Annotated in this window: 21 protein-coding genes; 17 read left to right on the forward strand and 4 right to left on the reverse strand. The window is 43.8% G+C overall.

What is annotated here, in order from left to right; all coding sequences use genetic code 11:
* Positions 1-114 precede the first annotated feature (114 nt).
* The 17 genes from ATHSA_RS07895 to gltA are packed head-to-tail and all read left to right on the forward strand — an operon-like array spanning position 115 to position 14,994.
* Entirely contained in the window at positions 115-1,398 is a 1,284-nt protein-coding gene (locus ATHSA_RS07895) for a cation:proton antiporter (RefSeq protein ID WP_161848562.1), read from the forward strand.
* Between the two features lie 12 nt (positions 1,399-1,410).
* On the forward strand, positions 1,411-1,872 hold the full coding sequence (locus ATHSA_RS07900) for a ferritin family protein (protein ID WP_161848563.1): 462 nt from the start codon (positions 1,411-1,413) through the stop codon (positions 1,870-1,872).
* Positions 1,873-1,874: 2 nt separating this feature from the next.
* Positions 1,875-2,384, forward strand: coding sequence for a Na+/H+ antiporter subunit E (locus ATHSA_RS07905; protein ID WP_161848564.1), 510 nt, complete (start codon positions 1,875-1,877; stop codon positions 2,382-2,384).
* The gene (locus ATHSA_RS07910) at positions 2,381-2,653 is read left to right on the forward strand and encodes a monovalent cation/H+ antiporter complex subunit F (protein ID WP_161848565.1); all 273 of its coding nucleotides are present in this window, start codon (positions 2,381-2,383) and stop codon (positions 2,651-2,653) included. The genes ATHSA_RS07905 and ATHSA_RS07910 overlap by 4 nt, the downstream gene beginning before the upstream one ends.
* Before the next feature lies 1 nt (position 2,654).
* The gene (mnhG, locus tag ATHSA_RS07915) at positions 2,655-3,005 is read left to right on the forward strand and encodes a monovalent cation/H(+) antiporter subunit G (RefSeq protein ID WP_161848566.1); all 351 of its coding nucleotides are present in this window, start codon (positions 2,655-2,657) and stop codon (positions 3,003-3,005) included.
* Complete coding sequence (locus ATHSA_RS07920) at positions 3,002-3,256, forward strand: hydrogenase subunit MbhD domain-containing protein (RefSeq protein WP_161848567.1); 255 nt, start codon at positions 3,002-3,004, stop codon at positions 3,254-3,256. Before mnhG ends, ATHSA_RS07920 begins: the two co-directional genes overlap by 4 nt.
* On the forward strand, positions 3,246-4,076 hold the full coding sequence (locus tag ATHSA_RS07925) for a Na(+)/H(+) antiporter subunit B (protein ID WP_197739141.1): 831 nt from the start codon (positions 3,246-3,248) through the stop codon (positions 4,074-4,076). The genes ATHSA_RS07920 and ATHSA_RS07925 overlap by 11 nt, the downstream gene beginning before the upstream one ends.
* Before the next feature lies 1 nt (position 4,077).
* Entirely contained in the window at positions 4,078-4,452 is a 375-nt protein-coding gene (locus tag ATHSA_RS07930) for a sodium:proton antiporter (protein WP_161848568.1), read from the forward strand.
* Positions 4,449-5,966, forward strand: coding sequence for a proton-conducting transporter transmembrane domain-containing protein (locus ATHSA_RS07935; RefSeq protein ID WP_161848569.1), 1,518 nt, complete (start codon positions 4,449-4,451; stop codon positions 5,964-5,966). Before ATHSA_RS07930 ends, ATHSA_RS07935 begins: the two co-directional genes overlap by 4 nt.
* Positions 5,967-5,977: 11 nt before the next feature.
* Positions 5,978-7,840, forward strand: coding sequence for a proton-conducting transporter transmembrane domain-containing protein (locus ATHSA_RS07940; protein WP_161848570.1), 1,863 nt, complete (start codon positions 5,978-5,980; stop codon positions 7,838-7,840).
* Positions 7,837-8,754 carry a respiratory chain complex I subunit 1 family protein gene (locus ATHSA_RS07945; protein ID WP_232060078.1) on the forward strand — a complete coding sequence of 306 codons (918 nt, stop codon included), beginning with the start codon at positions 7,837-7,839 and terminating at the stop codon, positions 8,752-8,754. Before ATHSA_RS07940 ends, ATHSA_RS07945 begins: the two co-directional genes overlap by 4 nt.
* Entirely contained in the window at positions 8,747-9,292 is a 546-nt protein-coding gene (locus ATHSA_RS07950; RefSeq protein ID WP_161848572.1) for a NuoB/complex I 20 kDa subunit family protein, read from the forward strand. The genes ATHSA_RS07945 and ATHSA_RS07950 overlap by 8 nt, the downstream gene beginning before the upstream one ends.
* A complete protein-coding gene (locus ATHSA_RS07955; protein ID WP_161848573.1) occupies positions 9,285-9,782 on the forward strand; it encodes an NADH-quinone oxidoreductase subunit C in 498 nt (165 codons plus the stop codon). Before ATHSA_RS07950 ends, ATHSA_RS07955 begins: the two co-directional genes overlap by 8 nt.
* Positions 9,742-10,881, forward strand: coding sequence for an NADH-quinone oxidoreductase subunit D (locus ATHSA_RS07960; protein WP_161848574.1), 1,140 nt, complete (start codon positions 9,742-9,744; stop codon positions 10,879-10,881). The genes ATHSA_RS07955 and ATHSA_RS07960 overlap by 41 nt, the downstream gene beginning before the upstream one ends.
* Before the next feature lie 9 nt (positions 10,882-10,890).
* Positions 10,891-12,750, forward strand: coding sequence for an FAD-dependent oxidoreductase (locus ATHSA_RS07965; RefSeq protein WP_161848575.1), 1,860 nt, complete (start codon positions 10,891-10,893; stop codon positions 12,748-12,750).
* A complete protein-coding gene (locus ATHSA_RS07970) occupies positions 12,743-13,588 on the forward strand; it encodes a sulfide/dihydroorotate dehydrogenase-like FAD/NAD-binding protein (RefSeq protein WP_161848576.1) in 846 nt (281 codons plus the stop codon). The genes ATHSA_RS07965 and ATHSA_RS07970 overlap by 8 nt, the downstream gene beginning before the upstream one ends.
* The gene (gene gltA, locus ATHSA_RS07975; RefSeq protein ID WP_174755555.1) at positions 13,579-14,994 is read left to right on the forward strand and encodes an NADPH-dependent glutamate synthase; all 1,416 of its coding nucleotides are present in this window, start codon (positions 13,579-13,581) and stop codon (positions 14,992-14,994) included. The genes ATHSA_RS07970 and gltA overlap by 10 nt, the downstream gene beginning before the upstream one ends.
* 2 nt (positions 14,995-14,996) lie before the next feature.
* Here gltA and ATHSA_RS07980 read toward each other — a convergent pair whose 3' ends face one another.
* The 4 genes from ATHSA_RS07980 to ATHSA_RS07995 are packed head-to-tail and all read right to left on the reverse strand — an operon-like array spanning position 14,997 to position 18,796.
* On the reverse strand, positions 14,997-15,971 hold the full coding sequence (locus tag ATHSA_RS07980; RefSeq protein ID WP_161848577.1) for an ABC transporter ATP-binding protein: 975 nt from the start codon (positions 15,969-15,971) through the stop codon (positions 14,997-14,999).
* The gene (locus ATHSA_RS07985; protein ID WP_161848578.1) at positions 15,961-16,929 is read right to left on the reverse strand and encodes an ABC transporter ATP-binding protein; all 969 of its coding nucleotides are present in this window, start codon (positions 16,927-16,929) and stop codon (positions 15,961-15,963) included. The genes ATHSA_RS07980 and ATHSA_RS07985 overlap by 11 nt, the downstream gene beginning before the upstream one ends.
* Entirely contained in the window at positions 16,926-17,786 is an 861-nt protein-coding gene (locus tag ATHSA_RS07990) for an ABC transporter permease (RefSeq protein ID WP_161848579.1), read from the reverse strand. Before ATHSA_RS07990 ends, ATHSA_RS07985 begins: the two co-directional genes overlap by 4 nt.
* Complete coding sequence (locus ATHSA_RS07995; RefSeq protein WP_161848984.1) at positions 17,786-18,796, reverse strand: ABC transporter permease; 1,011 nt, start codon at positions 18,794-18,796, stop codon at positions 17,786-17,788. The genes ATHSA_RS07990 and ATHSA_RS07995 overlap by 1 nt, the downstream gene beginning before the upstream one ends.
* Between the last annotated feature and the right edge of the window lie 36 nt (positions 18,797-18,832).

Below are 18,832 nucleotides of genomic sequence, written 5' to 3' on the forward strand. Positions count from 1 at the left end.
CTTTACCTTTTTGAATCCTTAAGGGTCAAATTTGAAAAATACCCGTATATGGTATATAATATTTTTAATTTAGAATAATTAGCGTAAAAAATAACAAATCCAATAACAAGGGGGATGATTTCTTTGTCTCACACCGATTTGGTCGTACTTTCGCTTGTTGTTGTTATGACTTTAGGTTTTATCACCTTCTTTCTCAGCAAAAAAATTCACATCTCGTCAATCCCTATTCTTATCGTGCTTGGCATTATCTTTGGCCCGGTACTCGGCTTTATAGATCGCGGGAATGCAACGACGATTTTCAATTACGTTAGAGTTATCGGGCTTGTGATAATTCTCTTTGCCGAAGGCCATAACCTTAAATGGCCCTTGTTAAAGAAGCACATGGCAACGATAGGGATTCTCGACACAATAGGTTTATTCATCACGGCAATAGTCGCAGGCCTTTTCTTTTCTCTCTTTTTCCATCTTCCATTTCTTGCAGGCTTTTTATTTGGTGCCATCATTTCGGCCACCGATCCGGCAACTTTGATACCACTGTTTAAACAGAACAGAGTAAACGAAGATATAAGAACTGTTATAGTTACCGAATCGATCTTCAACGATCCTCTCGGAATAGTTTTGACAGTCCTTGCCGTGGCACTTGCCGTTCCTCAGGCATCAAGTGCCCAATTCATAGAGTCAATAGCGAAATACACAACTCTGTATCCTGCAGCCGTTATATTTTTCTTGTACGAAATAGGTATCTCGGTTGTGATAGGTGTGATTTTGGGGATAGTTGGATACTGGATCGCAAGAAAACTCAAAATCGATACCTTTCCAGAAATTTACGCGCTTGCCCTTGCCTTCGGTGGATTTTTGATAGGCGAATGGGCTCAGGCTTCTGGTTATCTCGTTGCGACAACCGTTGGAATAATCTGGGGAAATTACGACATTTTCTTTAAGAAAAACGGAGAATCCAAAGAATTTCACGATCTTATGGAATCAGAATTGCATTTTAACGAAATCCTTTCCGATTTTGCAACTGTCTTCATCTTCACTCTTATAGGAGCAACAGTAGATCTTAACGTTTTCGGATCATCTTTGTTGCTTGGAACAATACTCGCTTTGATTGTCGTCTTCGTTGCAAGACCGATTGCCGGTCTTACGATATTACCGTTAAAGAAATGGAATGCCAAAGAGTATCTCTTCATTTCACTTGAAGGACCGAGGGGAGTTGTCCCGTCCGCACTTGCCGGCCTGCCGCTTAGCCTTGGAATAATGTACAAAGATCCTGTCTTAACCCAGTGGGGCGAGGTTATACTGGCCGCAACGGTTATAACCGTTTTGGAGTCTGTAATAATTGAAACTCTGTGGGTTAGACCTTTGAGTAAGAGACTTTTAAAGGATCCTATTGAATAAGGAGGGATTTGAATGCTTAAAAGTGTTGAGGAAGTCCTTGAAACTGCAAAAAGAATAGAGGAGAGTTCTTACGCTTTTTACACTCAGGCACAAAATGTCGTAACTTTGCCTTATTTAAAAAAGGAATTGCAGTATCTCGCCGAGCAGGAAATCGATCATAGAAAAAAGATCGAGGCGATGATGGCGGAAGGGCCTTCAAAGATCGCAAAGGAATTGAAGATCGAAAGAATTCAGGATATGAAACTCGGAGATTATCTCATGCCATCTCACTTCGATCCGAATTCTACCATTCAGGATATCTTAATAGCGGCCATAAAGAGAGAAGATTTAACCCATCAATTCTACCAGAACCTATTAAAGGGAGCCAAAGATGAGGATTTAAGAAAGGTCCTTGAATACCTCTCGATAGAAGAATTAAAGCACAAGAACAAGGTACAATTTCTTTACGATGATATAGTCTACAAGGAGAATTGATCATGGAAAGGGCAGAAGCCTCTTCAATCAACCGTTATTTTTACGCTGTCGTACTGTATTTCTTTTTGTGGATAATTTTGACCTACCCATTTTCAATTCAGGAATGGGAAGCGGGGGCCGCGATAGCCTTTATTGCGGCCCTGCTCTCTTACAGGGAATTAAGTGTGTCCGGGTTGAAAAACATAAAGCGGATCGGGATTCTCCTCTTTTGGTATCTTCCGGTCTTTATTCGTGAATTGATAAAGGCCAATCTTCACGTGGCCGGGATCGTTTTAAATCCAAAAATGCCAATAAAGCCGGGCTTTGTAAAGATAAAGACCAACCTCAAATCTCCAGTTGCGCGCGTCTGGCTTGCGAATTCCATAACATTAACGCCCGGAACATTATCTGTCGACATAGAAGATCAGTACATCTACATTCACTGGATAACTGTCGGATCGACGGATGTAGAGCATGCTTCGGAAGAGATAGCCGGGAGTTTTGAAAAAATTTTAGAGGTGATGTTTAAATGAGAATCGAGATACCTCAATTCATATGGATAGCATGGTTTGTAATAGTATCGATTGCCACGATATTGGCAACGATAAGGGCAATAATAGGCCCGACGAATTCTGACAGGGCTGTCGGTCTTGATACGTGGACGACAATTACAACCGGTTTTTGGGTTATACTCGCGCTTTATTTCTTCCAGTACATACTTTTGAGCGTTTCAATGGTTTACGCAATTCTTTCTTTTTTAGGAGTTTTAGCGATAGCAAGGTACCTCGAAAGGGGGCTTTGATATGATCGACTTGATACTCGGATGGACGGGGGTCGTGTTAGTCTTTATAGGGGTTTTCTTTCTCTTCCTCGGAGCGCTTGGAGTTTTCAGGCTTCCAGACCTTTTCAACAGACTTCAGGCCGGCACAAAGGCCACAACCTTAGGCGTTGTATCGACAACGATAGGCGTTGGTTTAATAGCAAAGGGATGGCTTATTTTCTCTCTTGCACTTGCGATATTTTTGCTTATGACAAATCCCATTTCAAGTCATGCCCTCGGACGTGCTTCTTACAGAGCGGGTGTTAAACCTTACAAAGGAACAAATCCGGACCTTTACGCAGAAAAGGTTAAAAAAGAAAGTGATCAAAAATGATAACTCTCTTTTCAACTTTGCTCGTTATTCTCATAGTCGCCGGAGGCTTTGTCGCCGTTTTTTCAAAGAAGTTGCTTTCTTCAGTCATTTCGATGGGTCTTGTCAGTTTGGGAGTTTCGGGACTTTTTTTCTTTTTACAGGCTCCCGACGTTGCTATAACTGAAGCGGCCATAGGTGCAGGATTATCTACCGCGATCTTCATCATAGCGATGAAAAAAATACAAAAGGGTGGGACAAGCGATGATGAGTGATACTCCGGAGATAGTAAAAAAAGTTTTTGCCATTTTCGTCGTTGGGATCTTTATAGTCGGTTTTTTCGTGACATTCACTCAAATGCCAAAGGGCAATGAAGTAAACGTGAATGACACCGTATCGAGATTTTACGTCATGAAAGATGTCGATCAGGCCACTCAGATGTTAGATAAAGGTACTTATTTCAACAAAGATATGGTTCCGTTGAGAAATGATGTACCTTACACGCCCATAACATTCGGAAAAAGTTCGAATTTGGAAGACGGAGCGGCCAACGTCGTGACATCAATAGTTGTCGACTACAGAGGCTTCGATACGTTGGGTGAAGTTACGGTGCTCTTTTTGGCCGCAAGCGGTGTAATGCTTGTACTTCACGGAGAAAAAAGAAAGGTGCCAAAAAAGAAGACCGAGCCATCCGAGATCATGTACGTCGGCACAAGAATTGCTTTTGCCGTTATCTTTCTTTTTGGAATTTATGTTTTCATACACGGTCATCTAACGCCCGGAGGGGGGTTCCCCGGTGGTGCGATAATAGCCTCAGGAATACTTGGCTTATTTTTAGGAAGAAAAGGATATTCTCCGAACAAGGCGGGGTTGACTGTCTTTGAATCTCTTTCTGGAATGGCTTACGTGATAATAGGCATAATCGGTCTTGTAGCCGAGAAATCCTTCCTTGCCAACTTCTTACCGACAGGCACAATCGGAGATCTCTTCAGCGCGGGCTTTATAGCCTTGATATACATAGCGATAGGAATGAAGGTTGGATCTGAACTTTCGGCCGTTACAAATGCAATGATAGTTGATACGGAGGAGGATTGAAATGGTAGACTTTCTCCAGAACTGGGTATATTTAACCGGATCGATGGCGCTTATTGGAATCGGTCTTTACATAGTGCTCACAAACACTAATATATTCAGAATCATAGTTGGTCTTAACATAATAGACAGCGGCACCAATCTATTCATAGTGACGATCGCATGGCATCCGAAATCTGTTATGCCAATATACACGGCAACGAATAACCTTGTGGTCAACGGTCATGTGATAGCGGCCGATCCTCTTCCACAATCACTGGTCTTAACCGCCATAGTCATAGGTCTTGGAACAACGGCACTTGCACTTGCGATAGCAGTCAAAATTTACCAAAAATACGGCACACTCGATGTCAGAAAGATCAAGGAGGAGGACAGATGAAAACGTACAACATTGCCGCTTTACTTGTCGGAGTGCCTTTACTTATGGCCTTTTCGATACCGCTTTTTGGATTCATATCCAAACAACTTGCAAAGTGGATAACCGTTCTTACACTTGGCTTTGAATTCTTTTTCGCCCTCTACATATTTTTATGGCACATCTATCCTTTTAACGTAATAATGGGAAATTGGGTCCCACCATTTGGTGAGAATCTTTACATAGGCCCATTCGCAACTGTCTTGATAATTTTAGTCTCTTTTGTAGGCTTGATGATAAGCATATACAATCTTTGGTCTGCAAATCATGGTGATGTTGTACATTTTGCATTGCTTTTTTTGATGTTTGTCGGTGGATCCATAGGATTGATATCGACAGGGGATATATTCAACATTTTCATCTTCATGGAAATAACAGGTATCTCCTCTTACGCACTCGCAGCCTATGGACCTGAAAGAAGGGCTCTGGGCGGTGCTTTCAAATATCTTGTCGTGAGTTCTATAGGATCAACACTTTACCTTTTTGGAGTCCTTTTGATCTACACACAACTTGGAACCCTTAACATAGCCGAAATTGCCGCAAGAATCTCCCAGACAACTTCCGGCCTTCTGACCTTTGCAGGGATTTTGCTTGTTGCCGGTCTTGCGGTTGAGGCAGAACTCTTTCCCTTTAATGGATGGGTACCAGACACTTATACCGGTGCAGTTAATCCGGTCTCGGCCACTTTAAGCGGTATAGGTTCTGTCGGTGGCGTATATGTGCTTTTCAGAATTCTTATGACGGTCTTTGGCAAGGATGGAAATTTCGTCTCGACCTATGGAAATATAGATCTCATGTCTTTGGTGGCCATTTTGGGATCGGCGACAGTTGTGATAGGAGAATTGTCCGCGCTTGCCCAAAAGAATGTCAAAAAAATGCTTGCCTATTCATCGATGGCACAGATGGGCCTTGTCGCGATAGGTTTTTCGATAGGGTCAAAGATGGGATCGTACGCGGGTGTATTTCAACTTGTAAACCATTCGGTGGCCAAGGCCATGATGTTTTTGATACTCGGCGTCATAGTCTCTTTCGGAATCGGAGAACGTATCGATGACATGAAGGGTCTGTGGTACAAAAGTCCGTTTTTGACCATTACCTTCACGATAGGTTCCCTTAGCCTTCTTGGCCTTCCGTTGTTCGGAGGATTCTGGTCAAAGTTTGCCCTTGTTGACGCTTCGATTCAACGAGGTGGATGGTACGATTTCGTGATTGCAATTGTGCTCTTTGCTTCAGTTGTCGAAGCCTTTTACTACCTCAGAATAGTCGGATACATGTTCACATCTAAACCCATCTCGACCGATAAGATAAAGGTTTCCGTCTCACCGGCCGTGCCTATCGTCGCTTTTTCCATTTTGATAATCGCAATAGGTGTATTCCCGCAAATAGTCGGTGGCATTTCCTGGAACGCGGCGCACGAATTGACCGATAAGATGGGCGGATATGTGCTTAACGTTATACCCACCATAGTTGGTCATTGAGAGGTGATAATATGAATTCACTTTTGGCACTTTTAATAATTCCCGTAATAGGTAGCGCTGCCGCTGCCATACTTCAGAGATATAGAATTGTCGAAAGGCTCATAACCTTTTTGACCTTTTCCTTGACCTTCCTCTTTCTTTTTGGAATAAAGACCGGAAATCTTTTCACATGGCATCTTGATTTTTTAGGTAAAAATTTGGAGATGGGCCTTCAAATAACGCCTCTGTCGATTTTCATGCTTTACATGACGATCGCTTTCGGAATCGTTTTGACATTCTACAATCTTTCAGAAAAATCAAAGATGAAAGGTTTCCTGCTTTTGTTAACCTTAGCGGCGAGTAACTGGATCTTCATGTCGGCCGATCTTATCAGTTTCTTCTTTGCATGGGAATTGATGGGATGGTCGTCTATTTTGATGATATTCGGAGGCAGACGTGAGGCTGAATCAAGGCAAGGTGCACTTTATTACGCGATGATGAGCATTGGCGGATCTTACTCGATGCTTATAGGAATTTTTTTGCTTTCGAACCTCACAGGCACATTTTCAATTCAGTCAAATGTATCATACCTTGTGTCAATTCTGAGCGTTCATCCATGGTGGGTACTGGGAATACTTTCTCTGTTTTTCGCTGCTTTCATGATAAAGTCCGGCATTTTCCCCTTTCACACATGGGTTCCCTACACCTACGGCGAGGCTCCTGATGGATTCGTGCCGTACCTTTCTTCCGTGATGAGCAAATACGGAGTTTACGGATTCTTGATCTTTTTGCCTTTAACGCTTGGTGCACATGTGCCTACGGTTTTGGGACTTGCATGGCCAAATTACGTGCTTTTGTGGTTTGGAAGTATTACGGCCGTCGTCGGAAGTGTTTTGGCCTTCATGCAGGATGATGTCAAAAAACTTTTCGCGTATTCGTCTTTCAGCAATCTTGGCTTTATCCTTGCCGCGATAGCGATCTTTACCCCGATAGGTCTGACCGCAGGATTGTTTCATGCTTTCAACCATTTGCTTTTCAACGGCGCGATCTTCATAACCGTTATAGCCGTGATATCAAAGGTTGGGACAACGCGCATGAGCGAAATGGGAGGGCTCTGGCAAAAGATGCCACTTACCTTTTTAACCTTCTTCGTCGGTATAGCGGCGGCCGCCGGAATACCGCCTTTTGCAGGTTTTGGATCGAAATGGATGATCTTTCAGGCGATGATAAGTCACGGCCTCATTTTTGCCACCATTTTGCTCTTCTTCTCCTCCATAGCGTCTTTCCTTTATTTAATGCGCGCATTTCACGCCATCTTTCTCGGTCAACTTTCTCACAGGTACGATAACGTAAAGGAAGTTTCGGCTATAGGAAAGATCACCGAATCATTCTTGCTGGGTGCTTTGATCTTTTTTGGAATCTTACCCGGGTTCATTCTCGATCCTATAAATTCAATAGTAAGTTCTTTTGGACTCAAGCCACTCCCCACATCCGGGTACGAATACATAAATGGCTTCTTCTCCTCGATAAACATGGTCTCGATCTTCATAGTGGTCATAATCGCCTTTATCTTTGGCTTTACCCTTTTTGCCGTTGTGGCAAAGCACAAAAAAGTTCCACAGGAGGACAATTACACGGCCGGGCAGATTCCTCAAGACTGGAATTTAACGCCCGAGATGTACCAGTTCAGTTATGATTTTTACGAGCCTATGGACAAAGAACTGGCGCCGTTTTTAAAGGTAAAGATAGACGGTTTCTTCAAAGGATTTGGAGAATCCGTCGAATACATAGGTGGAGCCGTTAAAGAGATCTTTACCGGCAACGTCCAGATATACACATATCTTGCGATAGGTGGTCTTGTGATCTTCATCATAGCGGGGTGGGTTGTATGGTGATCGAATTTTTGATAAAACTTGCTCAGGGATTGGGAATAGGTGCATTGGCGCTTGCAACAGGATTACTCTTTGGAGGAATAGGTAGAAAGATAATTGCGAGAATTCAAAGAAGGTATGGCCCTCCATTCACGCAAAATTACATAGATCTTTTCAAATTATTTTCAAAGGGATCTGTAAGTCACGGATGGGCATTTGATTTGGGTCTTGTGGCAGGTTTTGCGCCGATGCTTGCAGCGTTGATGTTTTTGCCAATAGGCCCCTTTACACTTCTGCCGTCCGATTCAAGTCTGATAATGATCGTCTACCTTATGATGATGGCATACCTCGGAATGGCAATGGGAGTACTTGCGAGCGGAAACCCGAATTCTGCCATAGGTATGTCAAGGGCTTTGATGTTGATGGCCGGATACGAAGTGCCATTTGCCGCCGTCATCTTTTCTGTGTATCTTTTCTCAAAGACGGGATATTTAACACAAATCGTTGCCCAGCAAGCCGGAGGCTTTATGAACTGGAATATAGTCAAAATGCCTCTTGGCTTTTTGGCAATAGAGATAGCGCTTCAGGGTATGCTCGGAGAAAAGCCATTCGATCAGGCCATAGCACCTGCCGAAATCGCATCCGGTCCTATGGTTGAACTTGGTGGAAAGTACCTTGGATTCGGCATGATCCAGCATTCGGTAGGTTTGTTTTTGGAAACCGGAATAGTCGTAGATCTTTTCTTGGGTGGCGCACCGAATTTTTGGATCTTCATCGCAAAACAATTCGTTTTGTATTTCATAGTCATACTTGTAGACGCAATATTACCGAGGTTAAGGATTCATGAATCTACAAGTTTTTTCTGGAAATTGCCTTTGTTTTTGGGCATTCTTCAGGCCGTGATAGTTATAATTCAAGGAGGCGTTTTGAATGTCTGAATGGACAGAAATAGTCGATTACTTTAGAGGCAGATCGATGTGGATGCTCCACTATTGCACAGGCTGCGGCGCAATAGAGTTGCCACCGACCATGACATCGAGATGGGACATGGAAAGGTTTGGAATAACTCCCATGGCCACGCCCCGCCAGGCCGATATATTGCTCATAACTGGATATCTTGCCATAAAGACTTTGAAAAGGGTTATCTACACGTACGAACAGATGCAGGCTCCAAAGTGGGTCTTGGGCTTTGGATCGTGCACGATAAATGGAGGAATTTACTGGGACTCTTACAACGTCATAGAAAGACTTGACAAATACATACCCGTTGATATATACATAGCAGGATGCATGCCGAGGCCTGAGGCCATTTTGGACGCTTTTGTCAAACTCAAAGAGATGGTTCAAAAGGGAGAGGCAAAAGGATACGAAAAGTACGTCAAAAATTACGACTGGTACAAGGCCAATCAGGACAGAGTTTTGAAAAGAACCTCTCCGGTGTTGAAAGAGATCGAGAAGGTGACCAAAATTGGCTGACATCTTAGATGAGATAAAGTCGATGGATCTCAAGGCTTCACGGCTTGGAGAGTGGGAATTCGAGGTTTTTACACCAAAAGACAGGCTCGCCTCAACTCTTTCATATCTTAAATCAAAGGGATTCAAAGCCTTTATGGGACTGTCCTGTGTCGACTGGATAGCGGAAGGAAATTTTGAACTTGTCTACATACTCCAATCATACGATCTTGGCCTTGAAGCCATCGTGAAAACGAAAATTCCGCGCCAGAGGCCGGTTATCGAGTCGATGGGACCTTTATGGAAGTTGTGTGAAGTTTACGAAAGGGAGATGCATGAATTCTTCGGCATAGAATTCACGGGAAATCCAAACCTAAAACCGTTCTTTTTGGAAAATTGGCTCGACATACCTCCTTTGAGAAAGGATTTCGATACGCTTGCCTTCTCCGAGGAACTTTTTGAATTCAAGGAGGATGAAACCCATGGAATTGAATCTCCTAAAAGAATCGAATGATTACAAATATTACGAACTTTTCATAGGGCCAAATCATCCGGGAATAGAGGGAAACTTCTCATACGTTTTGAAGATGAAAGGGCACAGCGTCGAAGAGGTAACACCCGATCCCGGATTGCTGCACAGAGGATTTGAAAAGTTAATGGAAAGAAGACTTTGGACTCAAAATCTTGCCCTGATTCCACGAATATGCGTGCCAGAGCCGGACGTCAATGAGGTTGCCTACTGTCTTGGAGTCGAGCACATGATGGGGATAGATGTGCCAAAACGTGCGCAATACATAAGGGTCATCGTTTTGGAACTTGCAAGGATCGCGTCCTTTCTCTTTGGCATGAGCGGTCTTGGAGGCACAACCGGTCACTATACCTCGGTTCAGTGGCTTATCGGCGATAGAGATTACATTCTCGATCTCTTCGAATGGCTCACCGGCGGAAGGGTTTACCACATATACCAGTATCCGGGAGGAGTCAAAAATGATCTGCCGGAAGGATGGCTCGACAAACTTTCGGACTTTCTCGATTATCTCGAGAAGAGATTACCGGAATACGATAAATTCATCTTCAAAAACCCGATAATACAGAAAAGGACCGTTGGACTTGGATATATCTCTGCCGAGGATGCCATAGAAAATGGCCTTACGGGTCCAAATCTTCGTGCGTCCGGCGTTATGTACGATATAAGAAAGGCACAACCTTATTTGGTCTACAGCGAGTTGGACTTTGACATCCCAAAGACCGGAGACGGAGATGCCTTCTCTCGCGTATTGCAAAGAAGGCTTGAACTTTCAGAATCGATAAAGATATTAAGGCAGTGCATAGAGCAAATTCCTGAAGGTCCTCACAGAACAAAGGTCCCAAATCCATTCCAATTCAGAGTTCCAAAGGGATCGTACTATTCAAAGGTTGAAAGTTCGAGAGGAGAGTTCGGATACTACATAGTCTCGGATGGGGATGTCAAACCTTACAGAGTCTATGTCAGGGGCCCATCTTACTCGATAGGCCTTTATTACGCGACAAAAGCACTTGTGGGAATGAGAATAGAAGACGTTCCGGTCTGGATTCACACGACGGACATGTGTCCGCCAGACTTTGACAGGTAGGTGAATGAAATGGGCAGTCAGGATATCGAAAAAAAGAATGGATTTGCGCCTATTGTTGGCCTCAAATATCTTTTCAAAAAACCACATACAATAAGGTATCCAAAAGAGGATCTCGAAGTCTTTCCCGTTTCTGGAAATTCTCCGAATTACCGGGGTTTTCACACGAATGATCTTGAAAAATGTATAGGCTGCGGTAACTGCGCAAGAATATGTCCAACTGATGCCGTGACAATGGTAGAGTCCACAGATGTCAGGCCGACAAACAAATTCGCAAAAACCGTAAGGCCCGTTTTCGATTACGGAAGATGCTGTTTCTGTGCCCAGTGTGTGGATGTGTGCCCGACTGGATCTTTGCAGATGTCGAGGGATTACATACACACATTCCATCCCGATCTTTCAATACCGGTTGAAGATGAACCAGAAATCGTTTCAAAAGATTTCATATGGCGCGCAGACATGAGTAGATCTAAAAACCCGGGTTATGTGAGAAATGAGTCGAACAAATTCGATAAAGTCCTAAATTTCGAAAGAATAGAGCCTAAAAAGGCAGATCCGGACAAAAGGAAGATCTCTTTTTCCAAATATGTCCAGATATATTCAAAAGAAGAAGCGTCCAAAGAAGCCTCAAGATGTCTCGGATGCGGTGCGTGTGTGGAGGCATGTCCGAATGAACTTCACATTCCAGAATACATAAGCGCGATATCAAAACAAGATCCTCAAGAATCCTTGGAATGGATATACAAAAGAAATCCATTGCCACTTATATGTGGAGAAGTTTGCACGCACCAGTGCGAGGAGGCATGCGTTGTCGGAATCCAAGGTGAGCCTCTTGCAATAAGATGGCTTAAGGCATTTTCGGCATCCAATGTGGACGATTATCTGAAAACCGCAAAGATAACACTTCCAAAATTCAACGGCAAAAAGTTGGCTGCAGTGGGAGGAGGACCGGCCTCTTTGTCCTTCGGCTACTACGCAAGGTTACTTGGATATGATGTTACAATATACGAGGCCGAAGAAAAGTTGGGTGGCGCCATGATGTGGGGCATACCTATATACAGACTTCCAAAAGAAGAGATGATGAAAGATATAAATGCCATTTTATCCACCGGAATAAACGTACACCTCAAAACAAAGGTCGGAAAAGACATAAAATTCGAAGATCTCATGAATTCTTACGATGCCGTCTTCATCGGAGTCGGGAACTCAAAGCCTATGACGCTCAAGATAAAGGGTGAGGATCTCAATGGCGTAATGCAGGGACTTACCTTCATGCACATGGTAAATGACGGATCCCTGAAAGATCTCAAAGGCAAAAAAGTTGTAGTAGTAGGCGGTGGAAATGTCGCAATGGACGTTGCGAGATCTTCTGTAAGACTTGGCGCACAAGTTACCATCGTGTACAGAAGAAGGATAGAAGATATGCCGGCCGATCCCGAAGAGATTGAAGAGGCACGTGAGGAAGGTGTTAAAATAGTTGAGATGGGAGTACCAGTCGAGATAAGGGGTAAAAGTTCGGTGGAAACATTCGAATACGCCGTGGCATCTCTTGTGCCGGATCCATCTGGTGGAAGGCCCAAGCCGGTTGTGGATGACAGATCTCCACACATCACACTCTCGGTCGATTACGTCATCGCCGCGATAGGACAGACGCCATCTTTAGATTTTGTCCCTGCCGAAATTCAGCAAAAAATTGGATTCGATGGAAGGTCCGTTCCTGTAGACGAGTACGGACACACAAAGGTCAAAGGACTCTTTTGTGGCGGTGATGCCTCGAATTCAAGGCAAGATATAATAAGCGCTATAGGATCCGGCCTGAGGGCTGCAAAAGGTGTGGATTTGTATTTGGCGAAGGAGGAAAAACATGTTTGAAATAACCTCAAAGGAGAAGATCGCCACCAAAGAGTACGAAATATGGGTCAAGGCACCCAAGGTGGCATCTCACGCAAAACCGGGACAATTTGTCGTCATAAGAACGTCCCTCAATGGGGAAAGGATTCCGCTTACGATCGCAGATTTTAACGTTGAAAAAGGCGAGATAAGACTCATCTTTCAGGCCGTAGGAAAGACAACTTACGAAATGGCCACGATGAAGGTCGGAGATGCGCTCCAAGATGTCGCCGGTCCTTTAGGCCATCCAAGCGAGATAAAAAAGTATGGAACTGTCATGATGATAGGTGGAGGTGTTGGAATAGCGGCCATACTGCCGATCTTGAAAGAATTGAAGAGAGCCGGAAATAAGGTTATAACGATTTTGGGCGGAAGATCTGCAGACCTTGTCATATTGAAAGACGAATGTGAAAAGTTCTCAGATGAACTTTTGGTAACCACAGACGACGGATCGATGGGAATGAAAGGCGTTGTCACAGATGGAATGAAAGAAATAGTCAAGCGCGGAGAAAAGATCGATCAGGCCTGGTCGATAGGTCCTACGGTAATGATGAAATTTTCGGCTTACACGGCGAAAGAACTCGGTATCCCCATCTTCGTCTCTCTTAACCCGATAATGGTTGATGGCACGGGCATGTGCGGTGCGTGCAGGGTAACTGTGGGCAAAAACATAAGATTTGCATGCGTTGATGGTCCCGAATTCGATGGTTACGAAGTTAACTGGGACGAGTTGATGAACAGGCTAAGACAATACAAAGATCAAGAAAAGATTTCACTGGAAAATTACATGGCAAGGGTTGGTGATTTGTCATGGCTGTGATAAAGATTCCAAATAATAAAACACCGATAAAGGAACAGGATCCAAAGGAACGCATACACAATTTTGGAGAGGTGGTGCTCGGCTACACTCTCGAAGAGGCCGTTGCCGAGGCAAATAGATGTTTGCAATGTGTAAATCAGCCATGCGTTGCGGGATGTCCGGTTAACATCGATATTCCCGGATTTATTCTTGCCCTAAGAAACAGAGATCTTCCAAAATCAACTCAAATTCTGAAAAGTTATAACAACCTTCCTGCCGTCTGCGGAAGAGTGTGCCCTCAGGAGAGCCAGTGCGAGGGAAGATGCACGGTCGGAAAGATGAAAGACCATGAACCTGTCGCGATAGGAAAGTTAGAAAGATTTGTCGCAGACTGGGAAGCAAATCAAGGCATTGTCAATATTCCGGAAATCCCGTCTCAAAAACTCGGCAGGGTAGCCATAATAGGTGCGGGGCCGGCAGGCCTCACGGCGGCTGCGGATTTGGCAAAAATGGGATACGAGGTCAAAATCTTTGAGGCACTCCATGCCGCTGGCGGAGTTTTAATGTATGGAATACCGGAATTCCGTCTTCCAAAATCGATAGTCGAGAGAGAGGTGAATTTCATAAAATCGCTCGGAGTTGAAATAGACACAGACTCGATTGCCGGAAGAAGCGTAACGATTTCAGAACTCAAAAATGAATTTGATGCGATCTTCATAGGAACTGGAGCGGGAACACCGAGCTTTATGAACATACCCGGCACGAATTTAAATGGAGTGTACTCGGCAAGTGAATTTTTGACAAGGATAAACCTTATGCATGCCTACAAATTCCCCGAAAGCGATACGCCGGTAAGACTTGGAAAGCACGTCGTCGTAGTTGGAGCCGGAAACGTCGCGATGGACGCTTCGAGATCGGCACTCAGGCTTGGCGCCGAAAGTGTTAAGATCGTCTACAGAAGAAGTGAAGAGGAGATGCCGGCCAGAATAGAGGAATACCACCACGCCATAGAAGAGGGCATAGAATTCCACTGGCTTACAAATCCGATAGAATACATCGGAGACGATAAGGGAAACCTTACGGCCGTAAAGTGTATAAAGATGAAACTTGGAGAACCTGATGCATCTGGAAGAAGAAGACCGATTCCTATCGATGGAAGCGAATTCATAATAGAGGCCGATATGGCCATAGAGGCGATAGGTCAAACTTCGAACAAGGTGCTTTTGAGCGCTTTTCCAGAACTCAAATTAACTCCTCACGGATACATCGAAGCCGATCCGGAAACGGGACAAACTTCAGTCGAAGGAGTTTTTGCCGGAGGAGACATAGTAACGGGAGCGGCAACGGTCATTCTTGCAATGGGTGCCGGTAAAAAGTCGGCAAAAGCCATAGACGAATACATAAAATCAAAAAAGGCTGTGTTGTGATTTCAATCGTAAAGATGGCAGGCAACTGTCCTGCCATTTATTTCTTTCAATTCTGGCTCAACTTTGGTACAAATCTCCATTGCGTAAGGGCATCTCGGGTGAAATCTGCATCCTGAAGGTATATTTATGGGAGATGGAATCTCTCCCGATGGGATGAATTTTTTCTTCTTCATCTTTGGATCGGGCACGGGCACACTCGATATCAGTATCTTTGTGTAAGGATGCAATGGTTCTTTGAATATATCGTATGTTTTTGCGATCTCGATTATTTTTCCAAGATACATAACCGCTATTCTATCGCAGATGTACTTTGCACTCGCAAGATCATGGGTTATGAACAGATATGTAAGACCAAGTTCATTTTTCATATCTATGAGAAGTTTAAGGATCTGGGATCTTATCGATACGTCCAACATGGCCGTAACCTCATCTGCCACGACAAATTTAGGATTCGTAACCATGGCTCGCGCAATAACAACCCTCTGCCTTTGACCTCCGGAAAGATGCCTTGGAAAACGGCTGTAAAACTCTTCTGGTGGAAGGCCTACTTTTTCAAGAATTTCATAAACACGTGCTTTTCTATCTGCTTTATCTCCCATTTTGTGTATCTTCAAAGGATGTTCTATGGCATTGCCAATTCTCATGTAAGGATTCAACGATGCCATGGGATCCTGAAAGATCATCTGAAAGTCTTTCCTTTTAGTTCTTAAAGATTCTCCAGAAAGTTTTGCCAGATCGAGATCTTCAAAGATTATTTGGCCTTCCGTTGGATCTTCAAGCCTTATCAAAATTCTACCCACCGTGGTCTTGCCGCTTCCCGATTCGCCCACGAGGCCGAGAGTCTCACCGTATTTTATCTCGAAGGAAAGATCGTCAACTGCCCTGACGTAAGGTTTTTCTTTGAATGCCTTTAGCCATGAGACCTTGAGCGGAAAATACTTTCTCAAATTTATAACCGATATAAGTCTATGATCCATCTTTCTCTCCTTTATAAAGCCAGCACTTTACCTTTCTTCCATTTAACTCAAAAGTTGGAGGATCCTCTCTTGTGCATATGTCCATTGCAAAGGGGCATCGTGGATGGAATTTGCACCCGGCCGGAGGCGACTTAAGACTCGGTAAATTCCCTTTTATGTACTTTAGTTCCATATCTTCGAGTTTAACATTTGGTATCGAAACGAGTAAAAGTTGGGTATACGGATGCAAAGGTTTTTCGTAGATAGAATTCACATCTCCGAATTCGACAAGGTTTCCAGCATACATTATTCCAACCTTGTCGACTATCTCGGCGACGAGGCCAAGATCGTGAGTTATCAAAATCATCGACATATCCTTTTTTTCCTTTAACTCTTTGAGGACCTCCATTATCTGTAATTGTACGACAACATCGAGAGAGGTTGTCGGCTCATCTGCGATAAGCAAAGAAGGATTTAAAACTATGGCAAGCGCTATCATGACCCTCTGACGCATGCCACCGCTGAATTCAAATGGGTAATTTTCAAGTCTCGACGGATCTATGCCTATTGATTTTAAAACATTGGATGATATTTTAAACATCTCATCTTCTTCCATCTTTGGAAAGTGCGCACGGAAGGTTTCAAAAAATTGATTTTTTATTCTCATTATCGGATCGAGAGAGGTCATCGGATCCTGAAAGATCATCGAAATTTCCTTTCCACGTACCGATCTCATCTCTTCATCCGGAAGATTTACTACGTCCTTTTCCTTGTAAAGTATCCTTCCCTTCATCCTTGCGTTGATCGGTAAAATTCTCAATAGCGAAAGTCCTATAGTCGATTTTCCGCATCCAGATTCTCCCACAAGGCCAAGAGTCTCATGAAATCCGAGAGAAAATGAAACGCCTTCAACCGCTTTGAGATTTCCATCTCTTGTCAGATACTCGATTTCAAGATTCCTTACCTCGAGTAAGTTCATCTCTTCTCACCTATATTCGGGTTGAAATATTCATCAAGACCTTCGGCGAACATGCTAAAGCCCAGAACTATTGTTATTATGGCAAGGCCCGGAAATAGCACCATCCACCAATCGTTATTCAAAATGAATTGCTGGCCCTTTGCGAGATCGTATCCCCAGTCCGGCGTCGGTGGAGCAATTCCAAGACCCAAAAAGCTCAATCCAGCCTCTGTCATTATCGAATCTGCAAGGTTCATGGAAAATATCACTATCGTCGAAGGCAAAACATTTGGGAAGACGTACGATCCTATGATGATAGAGGTCCTCGCCCCGATCGCACGCGCTCCATCAACGTAAAGTTCGGATTTTACCGTGCTAACCTGACTTCTTATAACCCTGTAATAAGTTGGAATGTAGACTACGGCTATAGAAAAGGCTATATTCAAAAGGCCCGGTCCCAACATTGCCGCTATCGCTATGGCAAGGATAAGGCCCGGAAATGCGTAAATCGAGTCCATTATCATCGTTACAACACGATCTATCTTTCCACCAATGTACCCAACAAGAAGGCCTACTGGAATCCCAACCACCGCCGCTATCGCAGTCGCTATAAGTGCTATTGCAAAGGCCATCCTCGTTCCCCAGACAAGTCTGCTGAAAATATCGTATCCCAAATTGTCCGTCCCCATTATGTGAGATATAGTCGGAGGTAGAAGAGACGGTCCAGATGGCTGGGTTGGATTGTAGGGAGATATGAAAGGCGCAAATATAGCCACAACAACGTAAAAGGCGAGTATCAAAAATCCTATCACGGCCATAAGGCCCGAAGAATCTTTGAAAAGGCCTCTTAGACCCTTTCTTATCTCTTTGCTTATCATCAGTATCTCACCCGCGGATCCATCCACGCGTTGATTATATCTATTAATATACTCACAACAACTACAAAGAGTGCAAAAAACACGACAGCCCCCTGGATTGCGGGAAAATCCCTGTACCTTATCCTCTCGACGAGATAACTTCCTATTCCAGGCCACGAAAAGGTCGTTTCGGTTAAAACGGCTCCTCCAAGCAGGAGGGCAAATTGGAGGCCCATTATTGTAAGAATGGGGATCATGGCATTTTTAAGAGCATGTGCGTAAAGGATTTTACTTTCTTTTACACCCCTCGATCTTGCAGAAATGACGTACTGACTTGAGAGAGAAAGCAATACGTTCGATCTCACCATTCTTACGAAAATGCTCGATATCACGACGCCAAGAGTTACAGACGGAAGTACAAGGTGCAAAAGCGCATCGTAGAGCACGTTCCACTGACCATTTAAAATCGCATCGATAGTGTAAAGACCCGTGTAAAGATTATCTGGCGTCATGAAAGGGGAAGCACGACCTGAGACGGGCAGAATTTTGAACCACACTCCGAAGATGAGTTGAAGCATTATTCCAAACCAAAAGACAGGCATCGAATAAACGAATATAGAATAAATTCTGGCCATCACATCAACGGTTTTGCCGTAATGCGAGGCCGCGAAACTTCCGAAAAATATACCTATTAAAACGGCTATAACCATAGAAAATATTGTAAGTTCGAGCGTTGCTGGAAATCTATCTTCCAATTCTTGAATAACAGGAAGCGTCGTTACAGTTGAATTTCCAAAATTTCCCCTTAAAATATTGGCTATGTAATCGCCGAACTGAACGATTATTGGCTTGTCGAGGCCAAGTTGGGCCTCCATGGATTTTACAACCTCGGGTGGAGCCTTTGGACCGAGCATGGCCGTAACGGGATTTCCCGGCAGAATTCTTAAAATGACAAAGACCACAGTCAGAAGTATAAAGATCATAGGTATGGAAAGTATAACCCGTGTAAGAATGTAAGTCTTCAAAGGTATTCTCTCCTTTTGATTCAAATTCGGGCGGAGATTATC

The organism is Athalassotoga saccharophila (assembly GCF_009936215.1).
Taxonomy (GTDB): domain Bacteria; phylum Thermotogota; class Thermotogae; order Mesoaciditogales; family Mesoaciditogaceae; genus Athalassotoga; species Athalassotoga saccharophila.